Below are 22,547 nucleotides of genomic sequence, written 5' to 3'. Positions count from 1 at the left end.
GTTGGTCATGCGGAGGGGGCGAGGGGGCAAAATGGCTAAGAGCGACTATCTGAAGAGCCTCATGCGCGATCTGGAATCGCATACCGAGGTGCGGCGGTTCGGGAGCGGGTGGCTTTCGGGCTTCTTCGGATTGCTGTTTGCGATCAGCGGCTTTTTCATGGTTGTCGCGCTGCGCTTTCCCGACTGGTTCGCGACGCCCGAGCTCGAGATCGTCAAGGGCTGGACCGGATTTCGCGGGATCGTCCACCTGACTTTGCTCGCGAGCTATGGCCTGTCGCTGCTCAGCCTGCTGCTGCGGCCGCGCAAGGCGCTGGGGCTGACCGCGCTGATGATCGGGCTGGCGGCGGCGTTGATGGGCGGCGCCAATGTCCAGCCCGCCGAGACGCGCGACTGGGGCATTTTCTTCGGGCTCGACTTTTTCGTCGTCAACCTGCTCGTCACCGGCTTCATGTTCGCGCCGCTTGAGCGCGCCTTTCCGCACCGTCGCGCGCAGCGATTGTTCCGCACCGAATGGCGCGAGGATCTGTTCTATTATCTCGTCAGCACGATGTTCGTGCAGATATTGGGCTTTCTTGCGCTCGCCCCGCAAGCGTTCGTCAATGACCATACGAGCAGCTGGGCGGCATTCCGCGCCGGGGTCGCGGCGCTGCCGTGGATCGCGCAGTTCGTCATCGTCCTCTTCGTCTCCGACCTCGCGCAATATTGGTATCACCGGCTGTTCCACAAAATTCCCTTTCTGTGGGGATTCCACGCGATCCATCACAGCGCGAAATCGATGGACTGGCTCGCGGGATCGCGGATGCATTTCGTCGAGATCATCCTCCTCCGTTCGATCACCTCGCTGCCACTGTTCACGCTCGGGTTCAGCCCGTCGGTGATGCAGGCCTATATCGGCTTCGTCTATGTCTGGTCGTCGCTTCTCCACGCCAATGTCGGCGGCGATTTCAACCGGCTGGGGCATTGGGTCGCGACGCCGCGCTTTCACCATTGGCACCACGGGCTGGAGCGCGAGGCGTTCGACGTCAATTTCGCGATCCACCTTCCTTTCCTCGACAAGCTGTTTGGCACCTTTCATCTGCCGAAGGATCGCTGGCCCGAAAATTACGGCATCCCCGAAGATGTACCGCGCAGCTATGGCGGCCAGTTCCTCTATCCGTGGACGCGGACGGGCAAGAAGATCGACGAGGCGCCGGCCGAATAGGGCTCATGCCCGCTTGCCAGCGCGCGTGGACGGGCATAAGGCGCGGCGCGTGGGGGTTCTTGCCGTCTTGCGCCGTCCCGGCATCCTGTTGCTGCTGCCCGTGCTGCTGGCGCTGGCGGCGCGCGTCTTCGTCGCGCCCGGCTGGATGATCGAAAGCGACGCGAAGGGCGCGATCACCGTGCGCGTCTGTTCGGACCCCGCCAATCCCGGCGCGACATTGACCATCCCGCTTGAAAGGGCGGGCGACCACGACGGCGGCAAGGGGCAGCAGCATTGCCCGTGGGGCGCCCTCGCGGTGGCCCCGATCGTTCCCGATACGCCCGTGCTCCCCGTCGCGCTAGCCGCGGCCGATCCCGAGCCGGTCGCGATTCCCGCGCTTGGCTATGCGCCCGGGATCGCGTCGCCGCTGCCGCCGAGCACCGGACCACCCGCCTTCGCCTGACCCGGTTTGATGACCGTCCGCGCACCTCGCGCGGCGCGGTTCTGCCTGTGTTCAAGCGAAGGATTTTCCATGAAGAGTCACGTGACCCGTGCGGCGCCATTGCTGGCGCTCGCCATTTCCCTGTCGTCCGCTGCCCATGCCGCGGACGCCGAAGACCAGTCGACGATCATCGTCACCGCGCCGCAGCTTACCGATGCGGCCGAAGCGCGCGCCGCCAAAACGCCCGGCGGCACCGATGTCGTTTCCTATGAAGATTATGCCGACAAATCGATCGTCAGCCTGCGCGACACGCTGGCCTTTTCGCCCGGAGTCTATCTCCAGCCGCGCTATGGGCAGGAAGTGCGCCTGTCGATCCGCGGTTCGGGCCTGTCGCGCGGTTTCCACATGCGCGGCATCACGCTGCTCCAGGACGGGGTGCCGATCAACCTCGCCGACGACAATGGCGATTTCCAGGAACTCGAACCGATCTTCTTCGACCATCTCGAAGTCTATCGCGGCGCCAATGCGCTGCGCTTCGGGTCGGGCACGCTGGGCGGCGCGATCAATGGCGTGACGCCGACCGGCCGCACCGCCGAGGGCGTCTATCTGCGCGCCGACGCGGGCAGCTTTTCGATGCTGCGTGGACTCGTCTCAGCCGGGGTGGCGAGCGATGCGGTCGATGCGTGGGGCGCGGTCAGCGCCGACACGTCCGACGGGGATCGGGATCATGCGGGGCGGCGGAGCTTTCGCTTTCATTCCAATGTTGGCTTGCGGCTCAGCGATGCCGTCTCGACGCGCTTCTACGCCAGCTTCAACAATATCAACCAGCAGCTTCCCGGCGCCCTGACCTATGACCAGGCGCTGACGACGCCAAAGATGGCGAACCCCGGCAGCGCGGCGGGCGATCAGCAGCGCGACATCGATTCGCTGCGCCTGCAGAACCGCACGACCTTCGATTTCGGATCGGCGACGCTGGAGGTTGGCGGCTTCGTCAACGCCAAATCGCTGTTCCACCCGATCTTTCAGGTGATCGACCAGAAATCGACCGATGTCGGCAGCTTCGCGCGCCTCGACTATGCGGCGGGGCCGGTCGAACTGACGCTGGGTGGCGAGCTTCGCCACGGCAGCACCAAGGCGAAGCAGTTCGTCAACATCAGCGGGTCGCGCGGCGCGCTGACCTTCGATGCCGACCAGAAGGCGCAGACGGCGAGCCTCTATGGCGAGGTCCGCGTGCGCCCGGTGCCGCAGCTTTCGCTGATTGCGGGCGGCGTCTATGCCGATGGCTGGCGCAAGCGCCACGTCAATTTTTCCACCAGTCCGGCGACCGACGGGCGTGTCGATCTCGACGCCTTTTCGCCGAAATTCGGATTGCTGTTCGAACCGTCGAGCCGCATGCAGATTTTCGCCAACTATAGCCGGTCGGCCGAATTCCCCGGTTTCGGCGAGGTGTTCCAGACGATCGGCACCCCGCCGACCAGCGCCGTCGTCTCCGCCATCCGCCCGCAGCGCGCGTGGACGGCCGAGATCGGTACGCGCGGCAGCGCGGGCACCGCGCATTGGGATCTGGCGCTCTACCGTTCGACGCTGACCGGCGAGATGCTGCAATTCTCGACGAACAGCAGCATTCCGGCCGCGACCTTCAACGCCGACCGGACGCTGCATCAGGGGATCGAGGCGGCGCTCGAGCTGAATTTTGCGCCATGGGTGCGGCTGCGCCAGATCTATACCTACAGCGACTTCCGCTTCCGCGGCGACAGCCAGTTCGGCAACAACCGCCTGCCGGTGGTGCCGAAGCATGTCTATCGCGCCGAATTGCGGCTGGGGAGCGAGGCGCTGCACGTTGCGCCGAATGTCGAATGGGTGCCCGAGGGTCCCTATGCCGATTATCGCAATCTGGTGCGGACGCCGGGCTATGCGCTGATCGGTATCACCGGCGGTGCGCGGATAACCGACGGCATCGACGCGTTCGTCGACGTGCGCAACATCACCGGCAAAAAGGCCATCGGCGACATCAGCGCGACGATCAACGCGTCGGTGACGCCGACCGCCAATCCGGCAATCTATTACCCCGTCGAACGCCGTGCCATTTCGGCCGGCCTTCGCGCGCGGTTCTGACGGGGAGGAGGGGGATGGCCGACATCAGCCGCATGCCGCTCTATCGCACGATATGGCGCTGGCATTTCTATGCCGGGCTGTTCGTCATCCCCTTCATCCTGATCCTGTCGCTGACCGGCGCGGCCTATCTGTTCAAGCCGCAGATCGACCGGTGGGAGGAACGCGACTGGCGCGGGCTGGCCGCCGCGCAGCGCGTCGATGCCGACGCGCAGGTCGCGGCGGCGCTCGCCGCCTTTCCCGGCGCGGCCTTTCATTCTTATCGCATCCCGGAAGCACCGGGCGACGCCGCGGTGATCCATCTCGGTCTGTCCGGCGGCGCAATGCGCGATGTGGCGGTGTCTCCGCAGGGACGCGTTATCGGGTCGGCCGATCCCGACCAGCGCTGGACGGCATGGCTCGCGCGGTTGCACGGCAAGCTGCTGCTGGGGCTGGGTGGCGGCATTCTGGTCGAACTTGCCGCGAGCTGGGCAATCGTGATGATCCTGACCGGCCTCTATCTCTGGTGGCCGCGCGGCCGGGGACTGGCCGGGGTCGTCTGGCCGCGACTGAGCCTTGGCGGCCGCGCGGTGCTGCGCGATCTGCACGCCGTCACGGGATTCTGGGTATCGGGCCTCGCGCTCGTCCTCCTCACCACCGCGCTGCCGTGGACCGACATCTGGGCGACGGGCTTTCGCGCCGTGCGCGCCGAGATGGGCTGGGTGTCGGGGGTGCAGGACTGGAAGGGCGGGCTCGATCCGCACGCCGCGCACGACCATGGCGCGATGGCCAAGGCAATGAACGGGGCGACGCCGGCGCATCGGATGGCGAACGCGGGCGATGCGCCGCGGGTCAAGCTCGACCGGATCGTGCTGCGCGCGCAGGCCGAACATATGCCCGCGCCGGCGATCATCCAGCCGCCGGGGGCGCCCAATATGTTCGGGCCGCCCAACGGCAATGTCTGGACGCTGACGACGCAGACGCAGAACCGCCCGCTCGTGCGCAAGGTCAGCTATGACCCGGTGACCGGGATCGAGGTGGCGCGCAGCGGTTTTGCCGACAAGCATGTGATCGACCGCGCCGTCGGCTACGGCATCGCCTGGCACGAAGGGCAGCTATTCGGCATCGTCAATCAACTCATCGGCGTCGCAACGGCGCTTGCGATGGTCACGCTTGCGGTGTCGGGTTTCCTGATGTGGCGCCGCCGCAAGCCCGATGATGCGATCGGCGCGCCGCCGATGCCGCGCGATCCAGCGCGGCTGAAGGGGGTGGCGGCGATCGTGCTGTTCCTCGCGGCGCTGCTGCCGTTGCTTGCGGCGTCGCTGATCCTGTTGTGGCTCGTCGACCGGCTGATCCTGCCGCGTCTGCCACGGGTCGCACGCTGGCTGGGGATGGTTCCCGCGGTGCGCTGATCCGCCGGCCGGCAAACGGCCCGGCATCCCCCCACAGGTGCCGGGCCGCGCGCTGGCGGGGCGTGCTGCGACCCGTTCAGCCCGCCGCGATCGCACGCGGTTCCTTGTCCCCCGGCACGGCGCCGGGGATGACCGCATGCATGTCCTTGTTCTCGGGAAAGATCGGCCACAAAAGCTGCTGGCCCAGCGTGGCCGGCGGCAGATTTTCGACGCCATAGCTTTGCGGATAGGCGCGCGTGATCTTTGCGGTGCCGAACAGCACATCCCAGAAGAAGAGTAGATTGCCGAAATTGCCCTTGTAGTTGACCGCCGGGTCGTCGGCGTGGCGGCCGTGATGCGCATGATGCGTCGCGGGGGTGCTGATCGTACGTTCGACGACCCACATCACCGGGGCGAGCGCCCGGATGCGATAGAGCGGCGCATCCCAGGCGACATCGCTGTGTGCGCCGATGATCACCGCCATCTTCACGATGAGGTAGAAGGCGTAGAACCAGCCGAGCCCGAGGTAGACGAGCACCCCGGCGAACCAGATGCTCGGCATCATCGCATAATAGATGATGTTGTTCCGGTAGACGAGCCGGACGCTCATATAGCGGGCATTATGGTGCGCGCGGTGCAGGTTGTAGAGCCACGCGGTGCTGTGCGACGCGCGGTGCCACCAATATTGCATCATGTCTTCGAAGACGAGGAACAGCGCGAGCGCGGCGTACCAGGGGGCGTGCGCCAGCGCGCCTTCATATTGCGGAAACCAGGCGTGGCCGAGCGCGCCGACGATCAGCAGGATTGCAGGCTGGGTCGCGATCAGCAGCGTGAAGGTGCTGACGATTTCGATGATGCCGTCGTGGCGCGACTGTTCGGATTTGGCGAACAGGCGCGTGCGGATCAGCTCGAGCAGGCCGAAGCCGACATAGATCGCAACGACGATCAGGCTCGATTGGGCCGAGGTAAGCTGCATCCCGATTCTCCCGCTATGGCCTTGTGCCACTTGTCTTTCGCGGCGTGGTGGCACAGAAACCGACTCGACAATGCAAAGAAGTTATCAATTGGCCCTTGCCGAGCGAACGCGCCTGTCGGGCGTCGAACGCGACCGGCTGCTCGCGATGACGTCGCCACGATCCGTTGCGGACGGTCAGTTCGTCCAGCATCAAGGTGATCCGGGCGATGCCTTCTGGGCGGTGATCGAGGGGCATGTACTCGTCGGACGCTATGCGGAGGATGGCGCATTCACCGCCTTTGCCGTGCTGGGGCCGGGCGATATCTTCGGCGAGCTGGCCTTCTTCACCGGGCTGGAACGCCAGGTCGATGCGATTGCCAGCGGTCCGGCGCGGCTCGTCGCTATCGACCGCCCGGTGCTTCGCGCGCTGATGACCGCCGACATCGGCTGGGCCGAGCTGCTGCTGCGCAGTCTCGGCCGCCAGCTTGCCGTGTCGCTCGACATCATCGATGCCGAACGGCGGCTGCCCGTCGCCGAACGGCTGGCGCGGCTGCTCGCGGCGATGGCCGCCGACGCCGCCGACGGGATGACGGTGCGCGCGACGCAGCAACAACTCGCCGACCTGCTCGGCGTGTCGCGCGTCACCCTCGGCGCCGCGCTGCGCGATCTGGCGGTGCGCGGGACGATCGAGCGCGGCTATCGCCATGTTCGCGTCCTGCCGCCGCTTTCGCGCCCCGCCTAGCATGGCTATGGTCGCCGCCATGACGATCCTCCGGCGCCTGCTGCTGCTCCTTGTCCTGACCATCTGGGCGCCCATGGCCGTAGCGGCCGAGCGCGGGCCGTTGATTCTTGCGGCGGCCAGCCTTCAGGAGTCGCTGACCGACGCGGCCGATGCGTGGGCGGCGCAGGGGCATGCGCGCCCCGTCCTGTCCTTTGCGGGATCGTCGGCGCTCGCGCGGCAGATCATGGCGGGGGCGCCGGCCGACCTGTTCATCTCCGCCGACGAGCCCTGGATGGATGCCGTCGCCAAGGCAGGGCTGCTGCGTCCCGGCACGCGCGCCAATCTGGTCGGCAACCGGCTCGTGCTGATCGCCCCCCGGGCGAGCAGATTGCGGCTTGCCCCGGCGCGCGGCTTTGCGTTGGCGCGCGCGCTCGGCGGCGGGCGGCTCGCGGTGGCCGATCCGAACGCGGTGCCCGCGGGCAAATATGCCAAGGCGGCGCTGACCGCGCTCGGCGTGTGGGGCGATGTGGCGAACAAGCTCGCCCCGGCCGAGAATGTCCGCGCCGCGCTGGCGCTCGTCGAACGCGGCGCCGCGCCGCTCGGCATCGTCTATGCCACCGATGCGCAGGCGTCGCAGGCGGCGCGCGTCGTCGGCACCTTTCCCGCCGCCAGCCATCCGCCGATCCGTTATCCACTGGCGCTGCTCAAGACGTCGCGCAGCCGCGACGCGGCGGCGTTCCGCGCGTTCCTGTTGGCGCGGCAGGCGCGTGCGATCTTCGCGCGCCACGGCTTTACGGCGCCCTGATGCTGTCGGCCGAGGAGTGGGGGATTGTCGCGCTGTCGCTCAAGGTCGGCGGGGTCGCGGTGCTTGCGACGCTGCCGCTTGCCTTCGCGCTCGCCTGGGTACTCGCGCGCTATCGTTTTCCGGGGCGGCTGCTGCTCGATGCGCTGGTCCATCTCCCGCTCGTCCTGCCGCCCGTCGTCACCGGCTGGCTGCTGCTTGTCGCCTTCGGGCCGCTCGGCCCGATCGGCAGCCGGTTGCAGGACTGGCTGGGCGTCACGCTGATGTTCCGTTGGACCGGCGCCGCGCTGGCCGCGGCGATCATGGCGCTGCCGCTGATGGTACGCGCGATGCGCCTGTCGATCGAGGGGATCGACCGGCGGCTGGAAGGCGCGGCGCGGACGCTGGGGGCCGGGCGCTGGCACGCCTTCCGGACGGTCAGCCTGCCGCTCGCGCTGCCCGGCGTGCTGGCCGCGCTCGTGCTCGGCTTCGCCCGCTCGATCGGCGAGTTCGGCGCAACGATCACCTTCGTTTCCAACATTCCCGGCGAAACGCAGACGCTGCCGCTCGCCATCTATTCGGCGCTGCAGGTGCCGGGGGCGGAGGCGATGGTAACCCGGCTCGCGCTGCTGTCGGTCGCGCTGTCGCTCGGTGCGCTGATCCTGTCCGAATGGCTGGTGCGGCGCACCCATGCCGAAAGGGCGCGGCATGGCGATTGATATCGACGTCGAAAGGCGCTTCGGCGCGAGCGTCATCGGGGCGCAGTTCACGGCCGAAGCCGGACTGACCGCGCTGTTCGGGCCGTCGGGGGTCGGCAAGACCAGCCTGCTCAACATGGTCGCCGGGCTGCTGCGCCCCGATCGCGGGCATATCCGTATCGGCGGACGGACATTGTTCGACGGCGCCACCGACCTGCCGCCCGAGGCGCGGCGCGTCGGCTATGTCTTTCAGGACGGGCGCCTCTTTCCGCATCGGCGCGTGAAGGCCAATCTCCTCTATGGCTGGCGTCTCGCCGATCCGGCTAATCGCTGGATGACGCTGGACGAGGCCGCCGATTTCCTGGGCATCGGCCATTTGCTCGGTCGCTGGCCGCAAAGCCTGTCGGGCGGCGAGGCGCAGCGGGTCGCGATCGGCCGGGCCTTGCTCGCGGCGCCGCAAATCCTGTTGATGGACGAACCGCTGTCGTCGCTCGACGCGGCGCGGCGCGGTGACATCATGACGGTGATCGAACGGATACGCGACGAGCTGAAAGTGCCGATCCTCTATGTCAGTCACGATCGGGCCGAGGTCGACCGGCTGGCAACGCAAATCGTCGAGCTCGGCAAATAAAGTTTCACTTGAAACCATATTGATGGTAGATTGCACGCATGGAAAGCCAGTTTACGCACGTCCACGACACGCCGCCGCCGGGCGCTGCGGCGGATTGGACGATATCGCAGGATTGGGACGCTTTTACCGCCGACGAGCATGCGATGTGGGATCGGCTGTTCGCGCGCCAGTCCGAGATGCTGCCGGGACGCGCCGCCGACGCCTTTCTGCGCGGGATCGACGTGCTCAAGCTCGAAAAGCCGGGAATCCCCGATTATCGCGAGCTCAATGCGCGGCTGATGGCGGCGACGGGGTGGCAGGTCGTGGCGGTGCCGGGGCTTGTCCCCGACGACGTGTTTTTCGACCATCTGGCGAACCGGCGCTTCCCGGCGGGCAATTTCATCCGCACGCCGCAGCAGCTCGACTATCTGCAGGAACCCGACGTCTTTCACGACGTGTTCGGCCATGTCCCGATGCTCGCCGACCCGATATTCGCCGATTATATGGTCGCTTATGGCGAAGGCGGGCTTCGGAGCCTGCAGTTCGACGCGCTGAAGCAGCTCGCGCGGCTCTATTGGTACACGGTCGAATTCGGGCTGATCCGCGAGAGCGGCGGCCTGCGCATCTATGGCGCGGGGATCGTCTCGTCCTACGCCGAGAGCGTCTTTGCGCTCGATTCGGACAGTCCCAATCGCATCGGTTTCGACCTCGCGCGCGTGATGCGCACCGATTACCGGATCGACGATTTCCAGCAGAATTATTTCGTGATCGATAGTCTGGACCAGCTTCTGGACACGACGGTCAACACCGACTTCGCACCGCTCTATGCCGCGAACGCCGCGCTGCCGCCGATCCCGATCGCCGACATCCTGCCAGACGATTCCGTCATCACCCGCGGCACGCAGGACTATGCGGCGGCGAAAGCCTGAATTTCACCAGCTCCCGAAGCTCGCGTCGGAGGGGCTGGCGCGGTGCAGGGCGCGTTCCTTGCGGCGGTAGCCGTAGCGCCGCCGCTTGGTGAGCAGCAGACAGGGCCATTCCGCGCTGCCGCCGCGCGCGGACAGGCGAAAGCCGTGCGCGCGATAGGCGGCGAGTACGGGATCCATCTGGCGCGCGATCAGGCCGGCAAGAATGGCGCGGCCGCCGGGTGCGGTCGCAGCGGCAATGTCGGGAGCAAGAGTGATGAGCGGCCCGGCGAGAATATTGGCGATGACGAGGTCATAGGGCGCCCGGTGCCTTATGGCCGGATGGTCGGTCCCCGGCGCGACCGCCAGAGCGAGCCGGCCGCCGCCGCGGCCCAGTGGCACATCGTTGATCGCGGCATTGTCACGCGTGACGAATATGCTCGCCGGGTCGATGTCCGACGCAATGACACGCGCGCGCGGCCAAAGTGCCATGGCGGCGAAGGCGAGCAGGCCGGTGCCCGTCCCGATGTCGGCGATGTTGCGCGGCGCGGCGCCCGCGCGGGCGAGGCGGTCGAGCATCGCGAGGCAGCCCGCGGTGGTGTCGTGCCCGCCAGTGCCGAAGGCCTGGCTCGCATCGATCAGAAAAGATGTCGCGCCCGGCGGGACGCGGTCGGCATAGCTGCTGGTATGGACGAAAAAGCGTCCGGCGCGCACCGGTTCGAGACCCTGCTGCGACAGCGTGACCCAATCTTCTTCGGGCAATTCGGCGACGGTCGGCGCGATGCCCTTCGCGCTCGGGGCGAGCGATTGGATCAGTCGCAGCAGGTCATCGCCTGGCGCGTCGTCCATATAGGCGTCGAGCTGCCACGTTCCGGCATCTTCGTCGATCTCGCGCGTTACGACGACCGGCGCTTCGGGGGCCGCATCCAGCGCGGGGATTTCACCCGACAGTGCTTCGGCCTCCGCACGCGTGCAGGGCAGCGAGACGATCCAGCTCATCGCGTTGCCGCTTCTTTCGCCAGCCGATCGTCGAGTCGCTTGCCTGCCGCCGCGGCATAAGCGGCGCAGCCATCGGCGGCGGCAAGCGGTGCCTCGCCCGCCAACCGCGCGAACAAATTGCTCGCGCCCGGATGCGGGGTGACCAGAATATCGCACGGCAGCGTGGGCACCTTGGCAAAGGTCGCGCGCAGCATCGCGACATAGTCGGGATGGTCGCTGAAGCGGTAGCCGTCGGCCGAAATGGCGGTCAGGCTGTCGACATAGGCGATGGTACGGCAGGCGGACCCTTCGCACGATTGCCACGTCCAGCTCGTGCTGCCCGGCGTGTGGCCGGGGGTTGCGTAGGCGGTGATCCGGATGTCGGCAAAGGCGAGCGGCTGTCCGTCGCGCAGGCGCTGTGCGACCGGCACGCCGGTGAAGCTGTCGACGGCGCCGCGTTGCGGATCGCGCGGGTCGGGCGTTCCGCTTTCGAGCTGCGGCGCGGCGTCGGCAAGCGCAATCACCGGCGCGCCGGTCGCGGCATGCAGCGCCGCGAGGCCGCCGACATGATCGAAATGTTCATGGCTGGTCAGGATCGCGCGGATGCGCTTGGGATCGAAGCCCAGCGCGCGGATATTGGCAAGGATCGCGGGCGCCGCTTCGGCGGTTGCGGCATCGATCAGGATCGGTCCGGCCGGCGCGTCGATGAGCAGCGCGGTGATGCCGCAGGTGCCGACATAATAGGTGTTGCCGAACAGCTTCGCCGGCGGCGCGGGATCGCTCCAGCCGTCGCGATCGGCGCAGGCGGCGGCGAGCCCCTTGCCCGTCGGCGCGGCCGGCGCCGCGGCCGGAGCGCTCGTCTGCGGCGCGCATCCGGCAAGCATCGGGGCAGCAAGCATCAGGGCGGCAAGGGCAAGACTTTTAGCGGACATAGCTGGCTCCATTGGCATCGAGGATCGCGCCGGTCATCGACGGCGGCGCTTCGAGCGCGCACCAGCGCGCCATTTCGGCGATTTCCTCCGGGCTCGCCACGCGGCCCAGCGGGATGTCGGCGAGCAATGTGTCGCCGCCCCGGCTGGCGAGATAGTCCTCGGCCATGCCGGTCATCGTGAAGCCCGGGCAAATGGCGAAGGCGAGGATGCCGTCATGGGCATAGCCGCGCGCAATCGTCTTGGTCATCGCGACCATGCCCGCCTTCGATGCCGCATAATGCCAATGCGCGGGACTGTCGCCGCGATAGGCGGCGCGGCTGGCGATATTGACGATCCGGCCATCGACCGTGTCGCCTGCGGCCCGGCGCGCCTGCCAGTGCTGCACCGCACGGCGGCACAGTAGCGCGGCGGCGGTCAGGTTGATCTGAAGGGTCCGGTTCCAGCTTTCGAGCCAGTCGGCATCGCTGGCACCGACCGGATTCGCTTCGAAAACGCCGGCATTATTGACGAGCACGTCGATCCGGCCGTCGAGCCGGTCGAGGCTTTTGGCCCATAATTGGTCCGGAATCGCAGGGTCGCCAAGGTCGCCGTCGGCGCTCGACAGCGCGACGACCTTCGCCGCGTCGGTCGCAAGCGCGTCGGCGATGGCCGCACCGATGCCGCGGCTGGCCCCGGTAATCAGAATGTGGGTTTTCATCCCCCCGCCTTAGGCGAGCGGCGGGCCGCTTGCCAAGCAGGGCGCGACGGATCAGGCGACGCGGCGGCTGAATTCGCTCGCGGCGGTTTCCAGCGCCTGCAGCCGCTCGCCCATCTTGGAAAATTCCTGGCTGAGCACGCTGATTTCGCTGGCGACGGTGCCCGAATCGTTGCGGATGCTGGCGATGGTCGACGACATGCTGTCGGCGGCGAGCGCGGTTTCATCGACGGCGGCGGTGATCGAGGTGACCGTCTGCGCCTGCGCGTCCATCGCATCGCGAATCCGCTGCGCCGACTGCTGCACCTCGATGATCGTCTGCTGGATCGACTGGTTGGCGGCGACCGAACCGCGCGTTGCCTGCTGGATCGCGGTGATCTTGCCCGCAATATCGTCGGTCGCGCGCGCGGTTTCGTTGGCGAGGCTCTTCACTTCCTGCGCCACGACCGCGAAGCCGCGGCCCGATTCGCCGGCGCGCGCCGCCTCGATCGTCGCGTTGAGCGCGAGGAGGTTGGTCTGGCCCGCAATTTCGCGGATCAGGCCCAGAATGGATTCGATCGATTCGGCGTGACGCGACAGCGCGTCGGACATGGCCACCGCTTCGCCCGCCTGTTCGGAGGCACGCGTCGCGACGCTGGCCGATGCTTCGACTTCGGTGCGCGCATCCTCGATCGCACGGATCAGTCCGGCGGCGGTCGAGGCGGCTTCGCGCATCGCCATCGCCGATTGTTCGGACGCCGCGGCGACTTCGCTCGTCTTGGCGATCATGCCGCGCGCGGCGTGATCGGCCGATGTGGCCTGTTTGGCGAGCTGCTGGCGCACCCCGTCGCTGTCCTGGACCAGCGAGGCGATCGAGCGGTCGAAATCGCTCGCCAGCGCCTGTCGCTCCTGCGAGATCGCCGCCCGGTCGAGCTTTTCGGCATAGGCGAGCATGATGTCCATTTCGAGCAGCGCGAGACGGTTGATCGCCGCGGTCAGGCGCGTCTGGCGCGCCGTGTCGCCGGCGCACGCCTCGATCACATAATGGATGGCGAGCTTGTGGCTTTCGCCGATGCACGACAGCACGGTCGCGATCGGCAGGCCGACGCGCAGCGCCATATGGGTGTTCTGGCACGCGATGGTTGCGGCCTCCTGCCCCCCGGCGTCGGCATATTTGGTCTGCATGTGCCGCGCGCTGCCGCGAATATAGGATTCGAGCAGATCGCCCTCGATCTTGCGGGTGACGATGGGGAGCGCGTTGAAGGCATCCCAATAGGCGTTCGCAAGCTGCGTCTCCAGCCCCGACAGGATCATGTGCACCTCGGCGCCGTCGGCAGCGAGCCGGCCGTCGAGGTCATAGGTCGGGAAGCGATCGGCCATCAAAACGGGCTCGATTTGCTGCTTATGAATCGGATTTTCCTTCACCATGATCCTGTTCCCTTGCCGACCCCAGGACGCGCAGGTCTGCCGCCCGCCATCATCCCAAACTGCGTCTGCCGGATATGGAAGGAAATTGGTAAATTCACCGTTAACCAGCGCGGCCGGTTTCGCGGGGTCAGCGCCGCTCGGTGGGTTGGACGGGATAGCCTTCGAAGCCCTTGATCGTGCGCAAGGCAAAGGCGCTGTGCATCGCGGCGACACCGGGAAGGCGCGACAGGCAGTGGCGGTGCAGCCGGTCGAAATCGGCGACATTGCGCGCGGCGACACGCAGCCGATAGTCGGACGCGCCTGACAGCAATTGGCATTCGAGGATTTCGTCGAAACTTTTGACCGCGCTTTCGAAGGCGGTGAGCGCCTCTTCGCTCTGCGAGGTCAGGCTGATGTCGACGAACACGTCGAGCCCCAGGCCGATGGTGTCGGGGGCGATGCGCGCGGCATAGCCGGTGATGATCCCTGCCGCCTCCATCGCGCGGATGCGGCGATGGCAGGCGGAGGCCGAAAGTCCGACCCGTTCGCCGAGTTCGGCGACGGGTTTTGGCCCCTCGCGCTGCAACAGGTTGAGCAGCTTTGCATCGATTCGATCGATCATGTCGCGTGTTCATCCAGAATGACGCAAAAATATTGCGTATTTATCGTCATGCGAACGATAGTTTGCAAGCAAATCCCGGCGATCCGCTGTTATGTTTGCCCGAAGGCTTCGGATAGGCGAAATAATGCGCGTCCGGCCCCGCAAATCGGAGAGACAGGATGATCATCGGCACCCCCAAGGAAATCAAGAATCACGAATATCGCGTCGGCCTGACGCCCGAGAGCGCCCGCGAACTGGTGGCGCACGGTCACCGCGTGCTGGTCCAGACCGGCGCGGGCGAAGGCATCGGCGCTCACGACCGCTTCTATGTCGAGGCGGGCGCCGAGATCGTCGACAGCGCCGAAGAAATTTTCGCGACCTGCGAAATGGTCGTGAAGGTCAAGGAGCCGCAGGCGGTCGAGCGCGCGATGCTGCGCCCCGGCCAGATTCTCTATACCTATCTCCACCTCGCGCCCGATCCCGAGCAAACGCGCGATCTGATGAAATCGGGCGCGGTGTGCATCGCCTATGAAACCGTGACCTCCCCGCACGGCGGCCTGCCGCTCCTCAAGCCGATGAGCCAGGTCGCGGGGCGCATGTCGATCCAGGCCGGCGCGACCGCGCTCGAAAAGGCGCATGGCGGCCGCGGCGTGCTGCTCGGCGGCGTGCCGGGCGTGGCGCCGGGCAAAATCTGCGTGATCGGCGGCGGCGTCGTCGGCTTCAACGCGGCGCAGATGGCGGCGGGGCTGGGCGCCGACGTCACGATCCTCGATCGCGATCCCGAAGTGCTCGAACGCGTCGGCACCTTTTTCGAAGCGCGCGCCAAGACCCGCTTTTCGAACCGCGCCAACCTTGCCGAATGCGTCGCCGAGGCCGATCTGGTCATCGGCGCGGTGCTGATCCCCGGTGCCGAAGCGCCGAAGCTCGTCACCCGCGACATGCTGAAAACGATGCGCCCCGGATCGGTGCTGGTCGACGTCGCAATCGATCAGGGCGGCTGTTTCGAGACGAGCCATGCGACGACGCATGCCGACCCGACCTATGTCGTCGACGGCATCGTCCATTATGCGGTCGCCAACATGCCCGGGGCCGTCGCGCGGACGAGCACCTATGCGCTCAACAATGTCACCCTGCCGCACGCGCTGCGCATCGCCGACCTTGGCTGGAAGGCAGCGCTGCGCCGCGATATGCATCTTTCGCAGGGCCTGAACGTATGGAATGGTAAGGTGACGTTCGAAGCCGTAGCCGAAGCGGTGGGAGCGGACTATGTGCCTGTCGAGCAGGCACTCGCCTGACGCCAGACCATAGGATCAAGAGAGACGATGACCGACCAAGTGCCGCCTCCCCCGCAAGACGAAGACGAAAATGAAGTGCTGCGCGCCGCGCGCGAGCAGCAGGCCCAGAAGGAAGCCGCCGAGGCAACCGAGGCGGCCGACCGCGAGGCGGCGAAAGGCGGCCGGAAGATCGGCTGGAAGACGGCGGCGGGGATCGGTGTCGGTTCGGCCGCGGTGCTTGCGGCGCTGCTCTACGCGAACCGCGACAAGATCAAATAAGGCGCCCCGGTCCCGGACGATCCTTCGATCCCGGGGCCGGGTGCCTGCGATTTCTTGCCTCCATCGCCCCCTAAGCAATTGCATATCGTGCGCGCGGCGCTAAACCGGCGCCCATCGACCGACTAGAGTCACGGAATGGGGCTGATATGGCTGGCAAAGAACCGAGCGGACGTCCGCTCTCGCCGCACCTCCAGGTGTATAAATGGGGGCCGCACATGGCGGTCTCGATCTTCCACCGCGTCAGCGGCGACGGGTTGGCCATCGTCGGTGCGCTGATGTTCCTCGGCTGGCTCGGCGCGATCGCGGCGGGCCCCGAGGCCTATGCGGCCTTCGTCGCCTGCGTCTGGCACGACCCGGCGGGCGGCAGCGTGCATCAGGTCACCAATATTCTGGGCAAGATCGTGCTCGTCGGTCTGACCTGGGCCTTCTTCCAGCATCTGTTTTCGGGCCTGCGCCACTTCGTCCTCGATACCGGCGCGGGTTACGAGCTCAAGGCCAACAAGCTCTGGTCGACCGTCGTGATCGTGGGCGCGATCCTCGCGACCGCCGCGACCTGGCTCTATATCGCCAAGGAGGCGCTCAATGGGTAACGGAACGCCTCTCGGCCGGGTCCGCGGACTTGGCGCCTCGCACCACGGCACTGGCCACTGGCTGCAGCAACGGCTGACCGCGCTCGGCAATGTGCTGCTCGTCACCTGGTTCGTCGTCTCGCTGCTCCGCTTGCCGCTCGGCGACCATGCCGCGCTGATGCAGTGGGCGTCGAAGCCGATGGTCGCCTTTGCGCTGATCCTGCTCGTGGTCAGTGTCTTCTGGCACCTGCGCCTCGGTCTGCAGGTGCTGATCGAGGATTATGTCCATGGCGAAGCGACGCGTCTGCTGTCGATCGTCCTGTTGAATTTCTATGCGTTCGGCGGCGCGGCCTACGGGATTTTCGCGATCGTGCGCATCGCGCTGGCGCCCGCCGCGCTCGGCCCGGGGGGCATGTGATATGACCGAAGCCTACAAGATCATCGACCACACCTATGACACCGTCGTCGTCGGCGCCGGCGGTTCGGGCCTGCGCGCCACGATGGGCAGCGCCGAAGCCGGCCTGCGTACCGCCTGCATTACCAAGGTGTTCCCGACGCGCAGCCACACCGTCGCGGCGCAGGGCGGCATCGCCGCCAGCCTCGGCAACAACAGCCCCGACCATTGGCAGTGGCATATGTACGACACCGTCAAGGGCTCCGACTGGCTGGGCGATCAGGACGCGATCGAATATATGGTGCGCGAGGCGCCCGCCGCGGTCTACGAACTCGAACATGCCGGCGTGCCTTTTTCGCGCAACGCCAATGGCACCATCTATCAGCGCCCGTTCGGCGGCCATATGCAGAATATGGGCGAAGGCCCGCCGGTGCAGCGCACCTGCGCCGCCGCCGACCGCACCGGCCACGCGATGCTCCACGCGCTCTATCAGCAGAGCCTGAAGTATGACGCGGACTTCTTCATCGAATATTTCGCGCTCGACCTGATCATGGAAGACGGCGTGTGCCGCGGCGTGATCGCGCTGTGCATGGAGGATGGCAGCATCCACCGCTTCCGCAGCCAAGCGGTCGTGCTCGCGACCGGCGGCTATGGCCGCTGCTATTTCACCGCGACCTCGGCACATACTTGCACCGGCGACGGCGGCGGGATGGTGCTGCGCGCGGGCCTGCCGCTCCAGGACATGGAGTTCGTCCAGTTCCACCCGACCGGCATCTACGGTGCGGGCGTCCTCATCACCGAGGGCGCGCGCGGCGAGGGCGGGTATCTGACCAATTCCGAAGGCGAGCGCTTCATGGAACGCTATGCCCCGTCGGCGAAGGATCTGGCGTCGCGCGACGTTGCGTCGCGTTCGATGGCGCTCGAAATCCGCGAAGGCCGCGGCGTCGGTCCGCACAAGGACCATATCTTCCTGCACCTCGATCATATCGATCCCGCGGTGCTGGCGGAGCGTCTGCCCGGCATCACCGAAAGCGGCAAGATTTTCGCGGGCGTCGACCTGACGCGCCAGCCGCTGCCGGTCGTCCCGACGGTCCATTACAATATGGGCGGCATCCCCTGTAACTATCACGGCGAAGTCGTGACGCTGAAGGACGGCAACCCCGATGCGGTCGTCCCCGGCCTGTTCGCGGTCGGCGAGGCGGCGTGCGTTTCGGTCCACGGCGCGAACCGCCTCGGCTCGAACAGCCTGATCGACCTGGTCGTCTTCGGACGCGCGACGGGTCACCGGCTCAAGGAAATCGTCGCGCCCGGCGCCGCGCAGCCCGCGCTGCCGAAGGACAGCGCCGACCTCGCGCTCGGCCGCCTCGACCATTTCCGCAACGCGAGCGGCGGTTCGCCGACCGCCGAAATCCGCACCGAGATGCAGCGCGCGATGTCGCAGCACGCGGCGGTTTTCCGCACCGACGAGTTGATGGCCGAGGGCAAGGACAAGCTTGCCAAGACCTATGAGCGCATGAACGACGTCCATGTCGCCGACCGCAGCCTGATCTGGAACACCGATCTCGTCGAAACGCTCGAGCTCGACAATCTGATCGCGCAGGCGACGGTGACGATGCATTCGGCGTTCAACCGCAAGGAAAGCCGCGGCGCGCACGCGCACGAGGATTTCCCGAACCGCGACGATGCGAACTGGATGAAGCACACGATCAGCTGGTTCGACGGCTGGGGCGGCAAGGACGGCAAGGTGACGCTCGATTACCGCCCGGTCCACGAATATACGCTGACCGACGATGCCGAATATATCAAGCCGAAGGCGCGCGTTTACTGAGGATGCGTTTGCGACCGGGCGCCTTCGGGTGCCCGGATCGGCCGCTCGGCCTATTTGCCCAGGATATTGTCGATCGGATTGAGGTCGGAAAAGGGCCTGTCGACCTGCTGGCCCATCAGCCACAATTTGTAGCAGGCAACCGCGAAGAACATCAGCGCGATCGTCCACACAATGATCGTCTTGATGATGCGCCAGCGCTTTTCTTCATAGGCGGCGCGCGCGCGCGCCTTGTGATCGATGCCGAGTTCGCCCTCGAACTCGGCAATCAACTGCGCACGGCGAGTCCGCGAGATATTCGCAAGGCTCATCGCCTGCCCATCACTGGCCGAACGGGGGTCCGCCATCGTCGATCCCTGAATCCCAATAGTCCTGCATTGAACGATAGGGGGGAGCCCCTGATAAATGGTTAAGCGGGGCGTCGCTTTGCGATCAGTCGAGCGCGACCGCGACCAGCTTTATGCGCGCCGTGGCGCCGCGCAGCAGCGTCAGATCGCGGCGTGGCCGGCCGAGCGCGGCCGCAAGCAGGCGCAGCACTGCCTCGTTGGCGGCGCCGTCGGCGGGCGGGGCGGTGACGCGCAGCAAAACGGCGCCAGCATCGATCCGCACCTCGTCGCGCCCCGCGCCGGGCGTCACGCGCACCTCGATCCGGCCGGTCGGCCGCGCCAGTGCGACGAGCGCCTCGGTCAGCGCGGGGTCGGGGCGATATTTCAGATCGTCACGACCAGCTTGCCGACCGCGCTGCGGTCGCCCAGCTTGGCGATCGCCTTGCCGCCATCGGCCAGCGCGAAGCGTTCGGTGACGCGCGGACTGATCTTGCCCTGTTCCCAAAGCTGGAACAGGCGCGCGATATTGGCGCGGTTGCGCTGCGGCTCGCGGGCGGCGAAAGCCCCCCAGAAGACACCGGCGACGTCGCAGCTCTTGAGCAGGGTCAGGTTGAGCGGCAGGCGCGGGATGCCCGCGGGGAAGCCGACAACGAGGTAGCGTCCTTCCCACGCGATCGAGCGCAGCGCCGGTTCGCAATAATCGCCCCCGACCGCATCGTAGATCACATTGGCGCCGTCGCCGCCGACCGCCGCCTTGAACGTGTTGGCAAGCGCCTTCGAGGCTTCCTTGTCGAACGGCTGATAGCCATAGACGACGACCTCGTCGGCACCGGCCTGACGTGCGATGTCGGCTTTTGCCTCGCTCGATACGCCTGCAACGACACGCGCGCCGAACGCCTTGCCCAGTTCGACCGCGGCGATGCCGACTCCGCCCGAAGCGCCGAGGACGAGCAGCGTGTCGCCTTCCTCGATATGGCCGCGATCGACCAGTGCGTGGATGCTGGTGCCATAGGTCATCAACAGCGCCGCGCCTTCGGCAAAGTCGCGCCCTTCGGGCAGCGGATAGGCGTTGGCGACATTGACCAGCGCCGCCTCGGCCATGCCGCCATTGCCGCACGCCGCGATCACCCGGTCGCCGGTCTTGAAATCGGTCACACCTTCGCCGACCTCGGCCACGATGCCCGCGACCTCGCCCCCGGGGGCGAAGGGGCGCTGCGGCTTGAACTGATATTTATCCTCGATGATGAGCACGTCAGGGAAGTTGACCGCGCAGGCCTTCACATCGACGACCATCTGCCCCTTGCCGGGGGTGGGGCGCGCGACCTCGCCCAGTTCGAGCGTTTCGGGGCCGCCGGTCGCGGTCGACAGAAGAGCCTTCATCATCGTCTCCTTTTCCTTTTTTCGTCGGTTATTCGGTAAGCGCGGGCTGTAACCAGGGACGCTCGGCCGCCAGTTTTGCCTCATAAGCGTCGATCGCCCCGCCGCTTTTTTCGGTGAGCGAGATCTCGTCGAGACCGCCGAGCAGGCACATCTTGCGGAACGGGTCGATTTCGAAGGTGAAGCGATCCTGAAAGGGCGTCGTCACCGTCTGCGTGTCGAGGTCGACGTGAATCGGATCGGTTGCCGCGACCTCGATCAGCCGGTCGACCGCCGCCTGCGGCAGCACGACGGGCAAGATGCCGTTCTTGACGGCATTGCCCGAGAAGATGTCGGAATAGCTGGGCGCGATGACGACGCGGATACCAAGGTCGCCGAGCGCCCAGGCGGCATGTTCGCGGCTCGACCCGCAGCCGAAATTGTCACCCGCGATCAGGATGGGTGCGCCCTTGTTCTCGGGCCGGTCGAACAGATTGTCGGGATCGGCGCGCAGGCTTTCGAACGCGCCGCGCCCCATGCCTTCGCGGCTCGTGGTCTTGAGCCAGTGCGCGGGAATGATGACGTCGGTATCGACATTCTTGAGCCCGAGCGGAATCGCGCGGCCTTCGACCTTTTCCAGCGGGGTCATGCCATTAACTCCCGCACGTCGGTGAGCTTGCCGGTCACCGCTGCCGCCGCGGCCATGGCGGGGCTGACAAGATGCGTGCGGCTGCCCGGACCCTGACGGCCGACGAAATTGCGGTTACTCGTCGATGCGCAGCGTTCGCCTGCGGGCACCTTGTCGGGATTCATCGCAAGGCACGCCGAACAGCCCGGCTCGCGCCATTCGAGCCCTGCGTCGATGAAGATGCGGTCGAGCCCTTCGGCTTCGGCCTGCGCTTTTACGAGGCCCGATCCCGGAACGACGATTGCCCAGCGGACATTGTCGGCCTTCTTCCGGCCCTTGATGACCGCGGCGGCAGCGCGCATGTCCTCGATCCGGCTGTTGGTGCAACTGCCGATGAAGATGTTCTCGATCGCGACGTCCTGCATCCGCGTGCCGGGTTCGAGGCCCATATAGGCGAGCGATTTGGCGGCGGCGGCCTGTTTCGACGGGTCGGCAAAGCTCGCAGGATCGGGAACGATGCCGGTGATCGGCACCACATCCTCGGGGCTGGTTCCCCAGGTGACGCTTGGTGCGATGTCGGCGGCGTCGATGACGACGGTCTTGTCGTAGGTGGCGCCCGGATCGGTCGCGAGGCTGCGCCAATAGGCGACCGCAGCCTCCCAGTCGGCCCCCTTCGGCGCGTAGGGGCGGCCCTTCAGATAAGCGAAGGTAACATCGTCGGGGGCGATCAGCCCGGCGCGGGCGCCGCCCTCGATTGCCATGTTACTGACCGTCAGACGGCCCTCGATGCTCAGGCCGCGAATTGCGCTGCCCGTATATTCGATGACATGGCCGGTACCGCCGGCAGCGCCGATCACACCGGTGATGTGAAGGATGATGTCCTTCGCGCTGACGCCGGGCCCGACATCACCCTCGACGCGCACTTCCATCGTCTTTGCAGGCTGGAGCAACAGCGTCTGCGTCGCCAGCACATGTTCGACCTCGCTCGTCCCGATGCCGAAGGCGAGCGCGCCGATGCCGCCGTGGCAGGCGGTGTGGCTGTCGCCGCAGACGATCGTCGTGCCGGGCAGCGAGAAGCCCTGTTCGGGGCCGACGACATGGACGATGCCCTGTTCGGGCGCCACCGCGTCGATGTAGCGGATGCCATATTCGGGCGCATTCTTTTCGAGCGCAGCGAGCTGTGCTGCGCTTTCGGGGTCGGCGATCGGCAGCCGGTTGCCCGCCGCATCGCGCCGCGCCGTCGTCGGCAGATTATGATCAGGAACCGCCAGCGTCAGGTCGGGACGGCGCACCGTGCGGCCGCTCGCGCGAAGCCCGGCGAAGGCTTGCGGACTGGTGACTTCATGGACGAGGTGGCGGTCGATGAAGATCAGGCAGGTACCGTCGGGGCGCTGTTCGACGACATGCGCGTCCCAGATTTTCTCATAAAGCGTGCGGGGCCGAGTCATGCGGGTTCACTTACGCTGCCCACACAACTTTGCAAGCGAGTGGCGATCAAAAACGCAATTTTCGGTCGCCGATACCTATAGCC

At 66.6% G+C, this 22,547-nt stretch carries 25 protein-coding genes; 14 read left to right on the top strand and 11 right to left on the bottom strand.

Annotated elements, in window-relative coordinates; all coding sequences use genetic code 11:
• Positions 1 to 31: 31 nt before the first annotated feature.
• From EBMC1_RS07525 to EBMC1_RS07510, 4 genes are all read left to right on the top strand, one after another.
• Entirely contained in the window at positions 32 to 1,201 is a 1,170-nt protein-coding gene (locus tag EBMC1_RS07525) for a sterol desaturase family protein (RefSeq protein WP_003043003.1), read from the top strand.
• Positions 1,202 to 1,250: 49 nt separating this feature from the next.
• Positions 1,251 to 1,643, top strand: a complete 393-nt coding sequence (locus tag EBMC1_RS07520; protein ID WP_003042999.1) for a DUF2946 family protein — start codon at positions 1,251 to 1,253, stop codon at positions 1,641 to 1,643.
• A 69-nt stretch (positions 1,644 to 1,712) separates the two neighbouring features.
• Positions 1,713 to 3,737 carry a TonB-dependent receptor family protein gene (locus EBMC1_RS07515; protein WP_003042996.1) on the top strand — a complete coding sequence of 675 codons (2,025 nt, stop codon included), beginning with the start codon at positions 1,713 to 1,715 and terminating at the stop codon, positions 3,735 to 3,737.
• Between the two features lie 14 nt (positions 3,738 to 3,751).
• Positions 3,752 to 5,125: a PepSY-associated TM helix domain-containing protein gene (locus EBMC1_RS07510; RefSeq protein ID WP_003042993.1), complete on the top strand. Its 1,374-nt coding sequence runs from the start codon at positions 3,752 to 3,754 to the stop codon at positions 5,123 to 5,125.
• A 76-nt stretch (positions 5,126 to 5,201) separates the two neighbouring features.
• Here EBMC1_RS07510 and EBMC1_RS07505 read toward each other — a convergent pair whose 3' ends face one another.
• Positions 5,202 to 6,080, bottom strand: a complete 879-nt coding sequence (locus EBMC1_RS07505) for a sterol desaturase family protein (protein ID WP_003042990.1) — start codon at positions 6,078 to 6,080, stop codon at positions 5,202 to 5,204.
• Between the two features lie 70 nt (positions 6,081 to 6,150).
• Between EBMC1_RS07505 and EBMC1_RS07500 the strand changes: the two genes are divergently transcribed.
• From EBMC1_RS07500 to phhA, 5 genes are read left to right on the top strand one after another with little or no spacing between them, the layout of a single operon-like run.
• The gene (locus EBMC1_RS07500; protein ID WP_081611157.1) at positions 6,151 to 6,801 is read left to right on the top strand and encodes a Crp/Fnr family transcriptional regulator; all 651 of its coding nucleotides are present in this window, start codon (positions 6,151 to 6,153) and stop codon (positions 6,799 to 6,801) included.
• A 19-nt stretch (positions 6,802 to 6,820) separates the two neighbouring features.
• Complete coding sequence (modA, locus tag EBMC1_RS07495) at positions 6,821 to 7,585, top strand: molybdate ABC transporter substrate-binding protein (RefSeq protein ID WP_231292880.1); 765 nt, start codon at positions 6,821 to 6,823, stop codon at positions 7,583 to 7,585.
• Positions 7,585 to 8,280 carry a molybdate ABC transporter permease subunit gene (modB, locus tag EBMC1_RS07490; RefSeq protein WP_003042982.1) on the top strand — a complete coding sequence of 232 codons (696 nt, stop codon included), beginning with the start codon at positions 7,585 to 7,587 and terminating at the stop codon, positions 8,278 to 8,280. The genes modA and modB overlap by 1 nt, the downstream gene beginning before the upstream one ends.
• A complete protein-coding gene (locus EBMC1_RS07485; protein ID WP_003042979.1) occupies positions 8,270 to 8,890 on the top strand; it encodes a molybdenum ABC transporter ATP-binding protein in 621 nt (206 codons plus the stop codon). The genes modB and EBMC1_RS07485 overlap by 11 nt, the downstream gene beginning before the upstream one ends.
• Positions 8,891 to 8,928: 38 nt before the next feature.
• A complete protein-coding gene (gene phhA / locus EBMC1_RS07480; protein ID WP_003042977.1) occupies positions 8,929 to 9,798 on the top strand; it encodes a phenylalanine 4-monooxygenase in 870 nt (289 codons plus the stop codon).
• Positions 9,799 to 9,801: 3 nt separating this feature from the next.
• Here phhA and EBMC1_RS07475 read toward each other — a convergent pair whose 3' ends face one another.
• From EBMC1_RS07475 to EBMC1_RS07455, 5 genes are all read right to left on the bottom strand, one after another.
• Complete coding sequence (locus tag EBMC1_RS07475; RefSeq protein ID WP_003042975.1) at positions 9,802 to 10,773, bottom strand: 50S ribosomal protein L11 methyltransferase; 972 nt, start codon at positions 10,771 to 10,773, stop codon at positions 9,802 to 9,804.
• On the bottom strand, positions 10,770 to 11,684 hold the full coding sequence (gene bla / locus EBMC1_RS07470; RefSeq protein ID WP_040589795.1) for a subclass B3 metallo-beta-lactamase: 915 nt from the start codon (positions 11,682 to 11,684) through the stop codon (positions 10,770 to 10,772). The genes EBMC1_RS07475 and bla overlap by 4 nt, the downstream gene beginning before the upstream one ends.
• Positions 11,674 to 12,381, bottom strand: coding sequence for an SDR family NAD(P)-dependent oxidoreductase (locus EBMC1_RS07465; RefSeq protein WP_003042970.1), 708 nt, complete (start codon positions 12,379 to 12,381; stop codon positions 11,674 to 11,676). Before EBMC1_RS07465 ends, bla begins: the two co-directional genes overlap by 11 nt.
• Positions 12,382 to 12,432: 51 nt before the next feature.
• Positions 12,433 to 13,785: a methyl-accepting chemotaxis protein gene (locus tag EBMC1_RS07460; RefSeq protein ID WP_003042967.1), complete on the bottom strand. Its 1,353-nt coding sequence runs from the start codon at positions 13,783 to 13,785 to the stop codon at positions 12,433 to 12,435.
• 127 nt (positions 13,786 to 13,912) lie between these two features.
• A complete protein-coding gene (locus EBMC1_RS07455) occupies positions 13,913 to 14,386 on the bottom strand; it encodes an Lrp/AsnC family transcriptional regulator (RefSeq protein WP_003042965.1) in 474 nt (157 codons plus the stop codon).
• Positions 14,387 to 14,544: 158 nt separating this feature from the next.
• On the opposite strand from EBMC1_RS07455, the gene ald reads away from it, so the two are divergent.
• From ald to sdhA, 5 genes are all read left to right on the top strand, one after another.
• The gene (ald, locus tag EBMC1_RS07450) at positions 14,545 to 15,660 is read left to right on the top strand and encodes an alanine dehydrogenase (RefSeq protein WP_003042962.1); all 1,116 of its coding nucleotides are present in this window, start codon (positions 14,545 to 14,547) and stop codon (positions 15,658 to 15,660) included.
• A gap of 27 nt (positions 15,661 to 15,687) precedes the next feature.
• Positions 15,688 to 15,918, top strand: a complete 231-nt coding sequence (locus EBMC1_RS07445) for a hypothetical protein (RefSeq protein WP_003042959.1) — start codon at positions 15,688 to 15,690, stop codon at positions 15,916 to 15,918.
• A gap of 146 nt (positions 15,919 to 16,064) precedes the next feature.
• The gene (gene sdhC, locus EBMC1_RS07440) at positions 16,065 to 16,508 is read left to right on the top strand and encodes a succinate dehydrogenase, cytochrome b556 subunit (protein WP_040589793.1); all 444 of its coding nucleotides are present in this window, start codon (positions 16,065 to 16,067) and stop codon (positions 16,506 to 16,508) included.
• Complete coding sequence (gene sdhD / locus EBMC1_RS07435; protein ID WP_003042951.1) at positions 16,501 to 16,905, top strand: succinate dehydrogenase, hydrophobic membrane anchor protein; 405 nt, start codon at positions 16,501 to 16,503, stop codon at positions 16,903 to 16,905. Before sdhC ends, sdhD begins: the two co-directional genes overlap by 8 nt.
• Before the next feature lies 1 nt (position 16,906).
• Complete coding sequence (sdhA, locus tag EBMC1_RS07430; protein WP_003042949.1) at positions 16,907 to 18,709, top strand: succinate dehydrogenase flavoprotein subunit; 1,803 nt, start codon at positions 16,907 to 16,909, stop codon at positions 18,707 to 18,709.
• 50 nt (positions 18,710 to 18,759) lie between these two features.
• Here sdhA and EBMC1_RS07425 read toward each other — a convergent pair whose 3' ends face one another.
• From EBMC1_RS07425 to leuC, 5 genes are all read right to left on the bottom strand, one after another.
• On the bottom strand, positions 18,760 to 19,053 hold the full coding sequence (locus EBMC1_RS07425) for a hypothetical protein (protein WP_040589790.1): 294 nt from the start codon (positions 19,051 to 19,053) through the stop codon (positions 18,760 to 18,762).
• Between the two features lie 85 nt (positions 19,054 to 19,138).
• Entirely contained in the window at positions 19,139 to 19,348 is a 210-nt protein-coding gene (locus EBMC1_RS07420; RefSeq protein WP_320248640.1) for a DUF167 domain-containing protein, read from the bottom strand.
• 68 nt (positions 19,349 to 19,416) lie between these two features.
• On the bottom strand, positions 19,417 to 20,412 hold the full coding sequence (locus tag EBMC1_RS07415; RefSeq protein WP_040589888.1) for an NADPH:quinone oxidoreductase family protein: 996 nt from the start codon (positions 20,410 to 20,412) through the stop codon (positions 19,417 to 19,419).
• Between the two features lie 28 nt (positions 20,413 to 20,440).
• Entirely contained in the window at positions 20,441 to 21,037 is a 597-nt protein-coding gene (gene leuD / locus EBMC1_RS07410; RefSeq protein WP_003042939.1) for a 3-isopropylmalate dehydratase small subunit, read from the bottom strand.
• Positions 21,034 to 22,464 carry a 3-isopropylmalate dehydratase large subunit gene (leuC, locus tag EBMC1_RS07405; protein ID WP_003042935.1) on the bottom strand — a complete coding sequence of 477 codons (1,431 nt, stop codon included), beginning with the start codon at positions 22,462 to 22,464 and terminating at the stop codon, positions 21,034 to 21,036. Before leuC ends, leuD begins: the two co-directional genes overlap by 4 nt.
• Between the last annotated feature and the right edge of the window lie 83 nt (positions 22,465 to 22,547).

It is taken from the genome of Sphingopyxis sp. MC1, assembly GCF_000371385.1.
Taxonomy (GTDB): Bacteria; Pseudomonadota; Alphaproteobacteria; order Sphingomonadales; family Sphingomonadaceae; genus Sphingopyxis; species Sphingopyxis terrae.
Note: the sequence above shows the minus strand (reverse complement) of the source record. Positions and strands in the feature narration are given on the sequence as shown.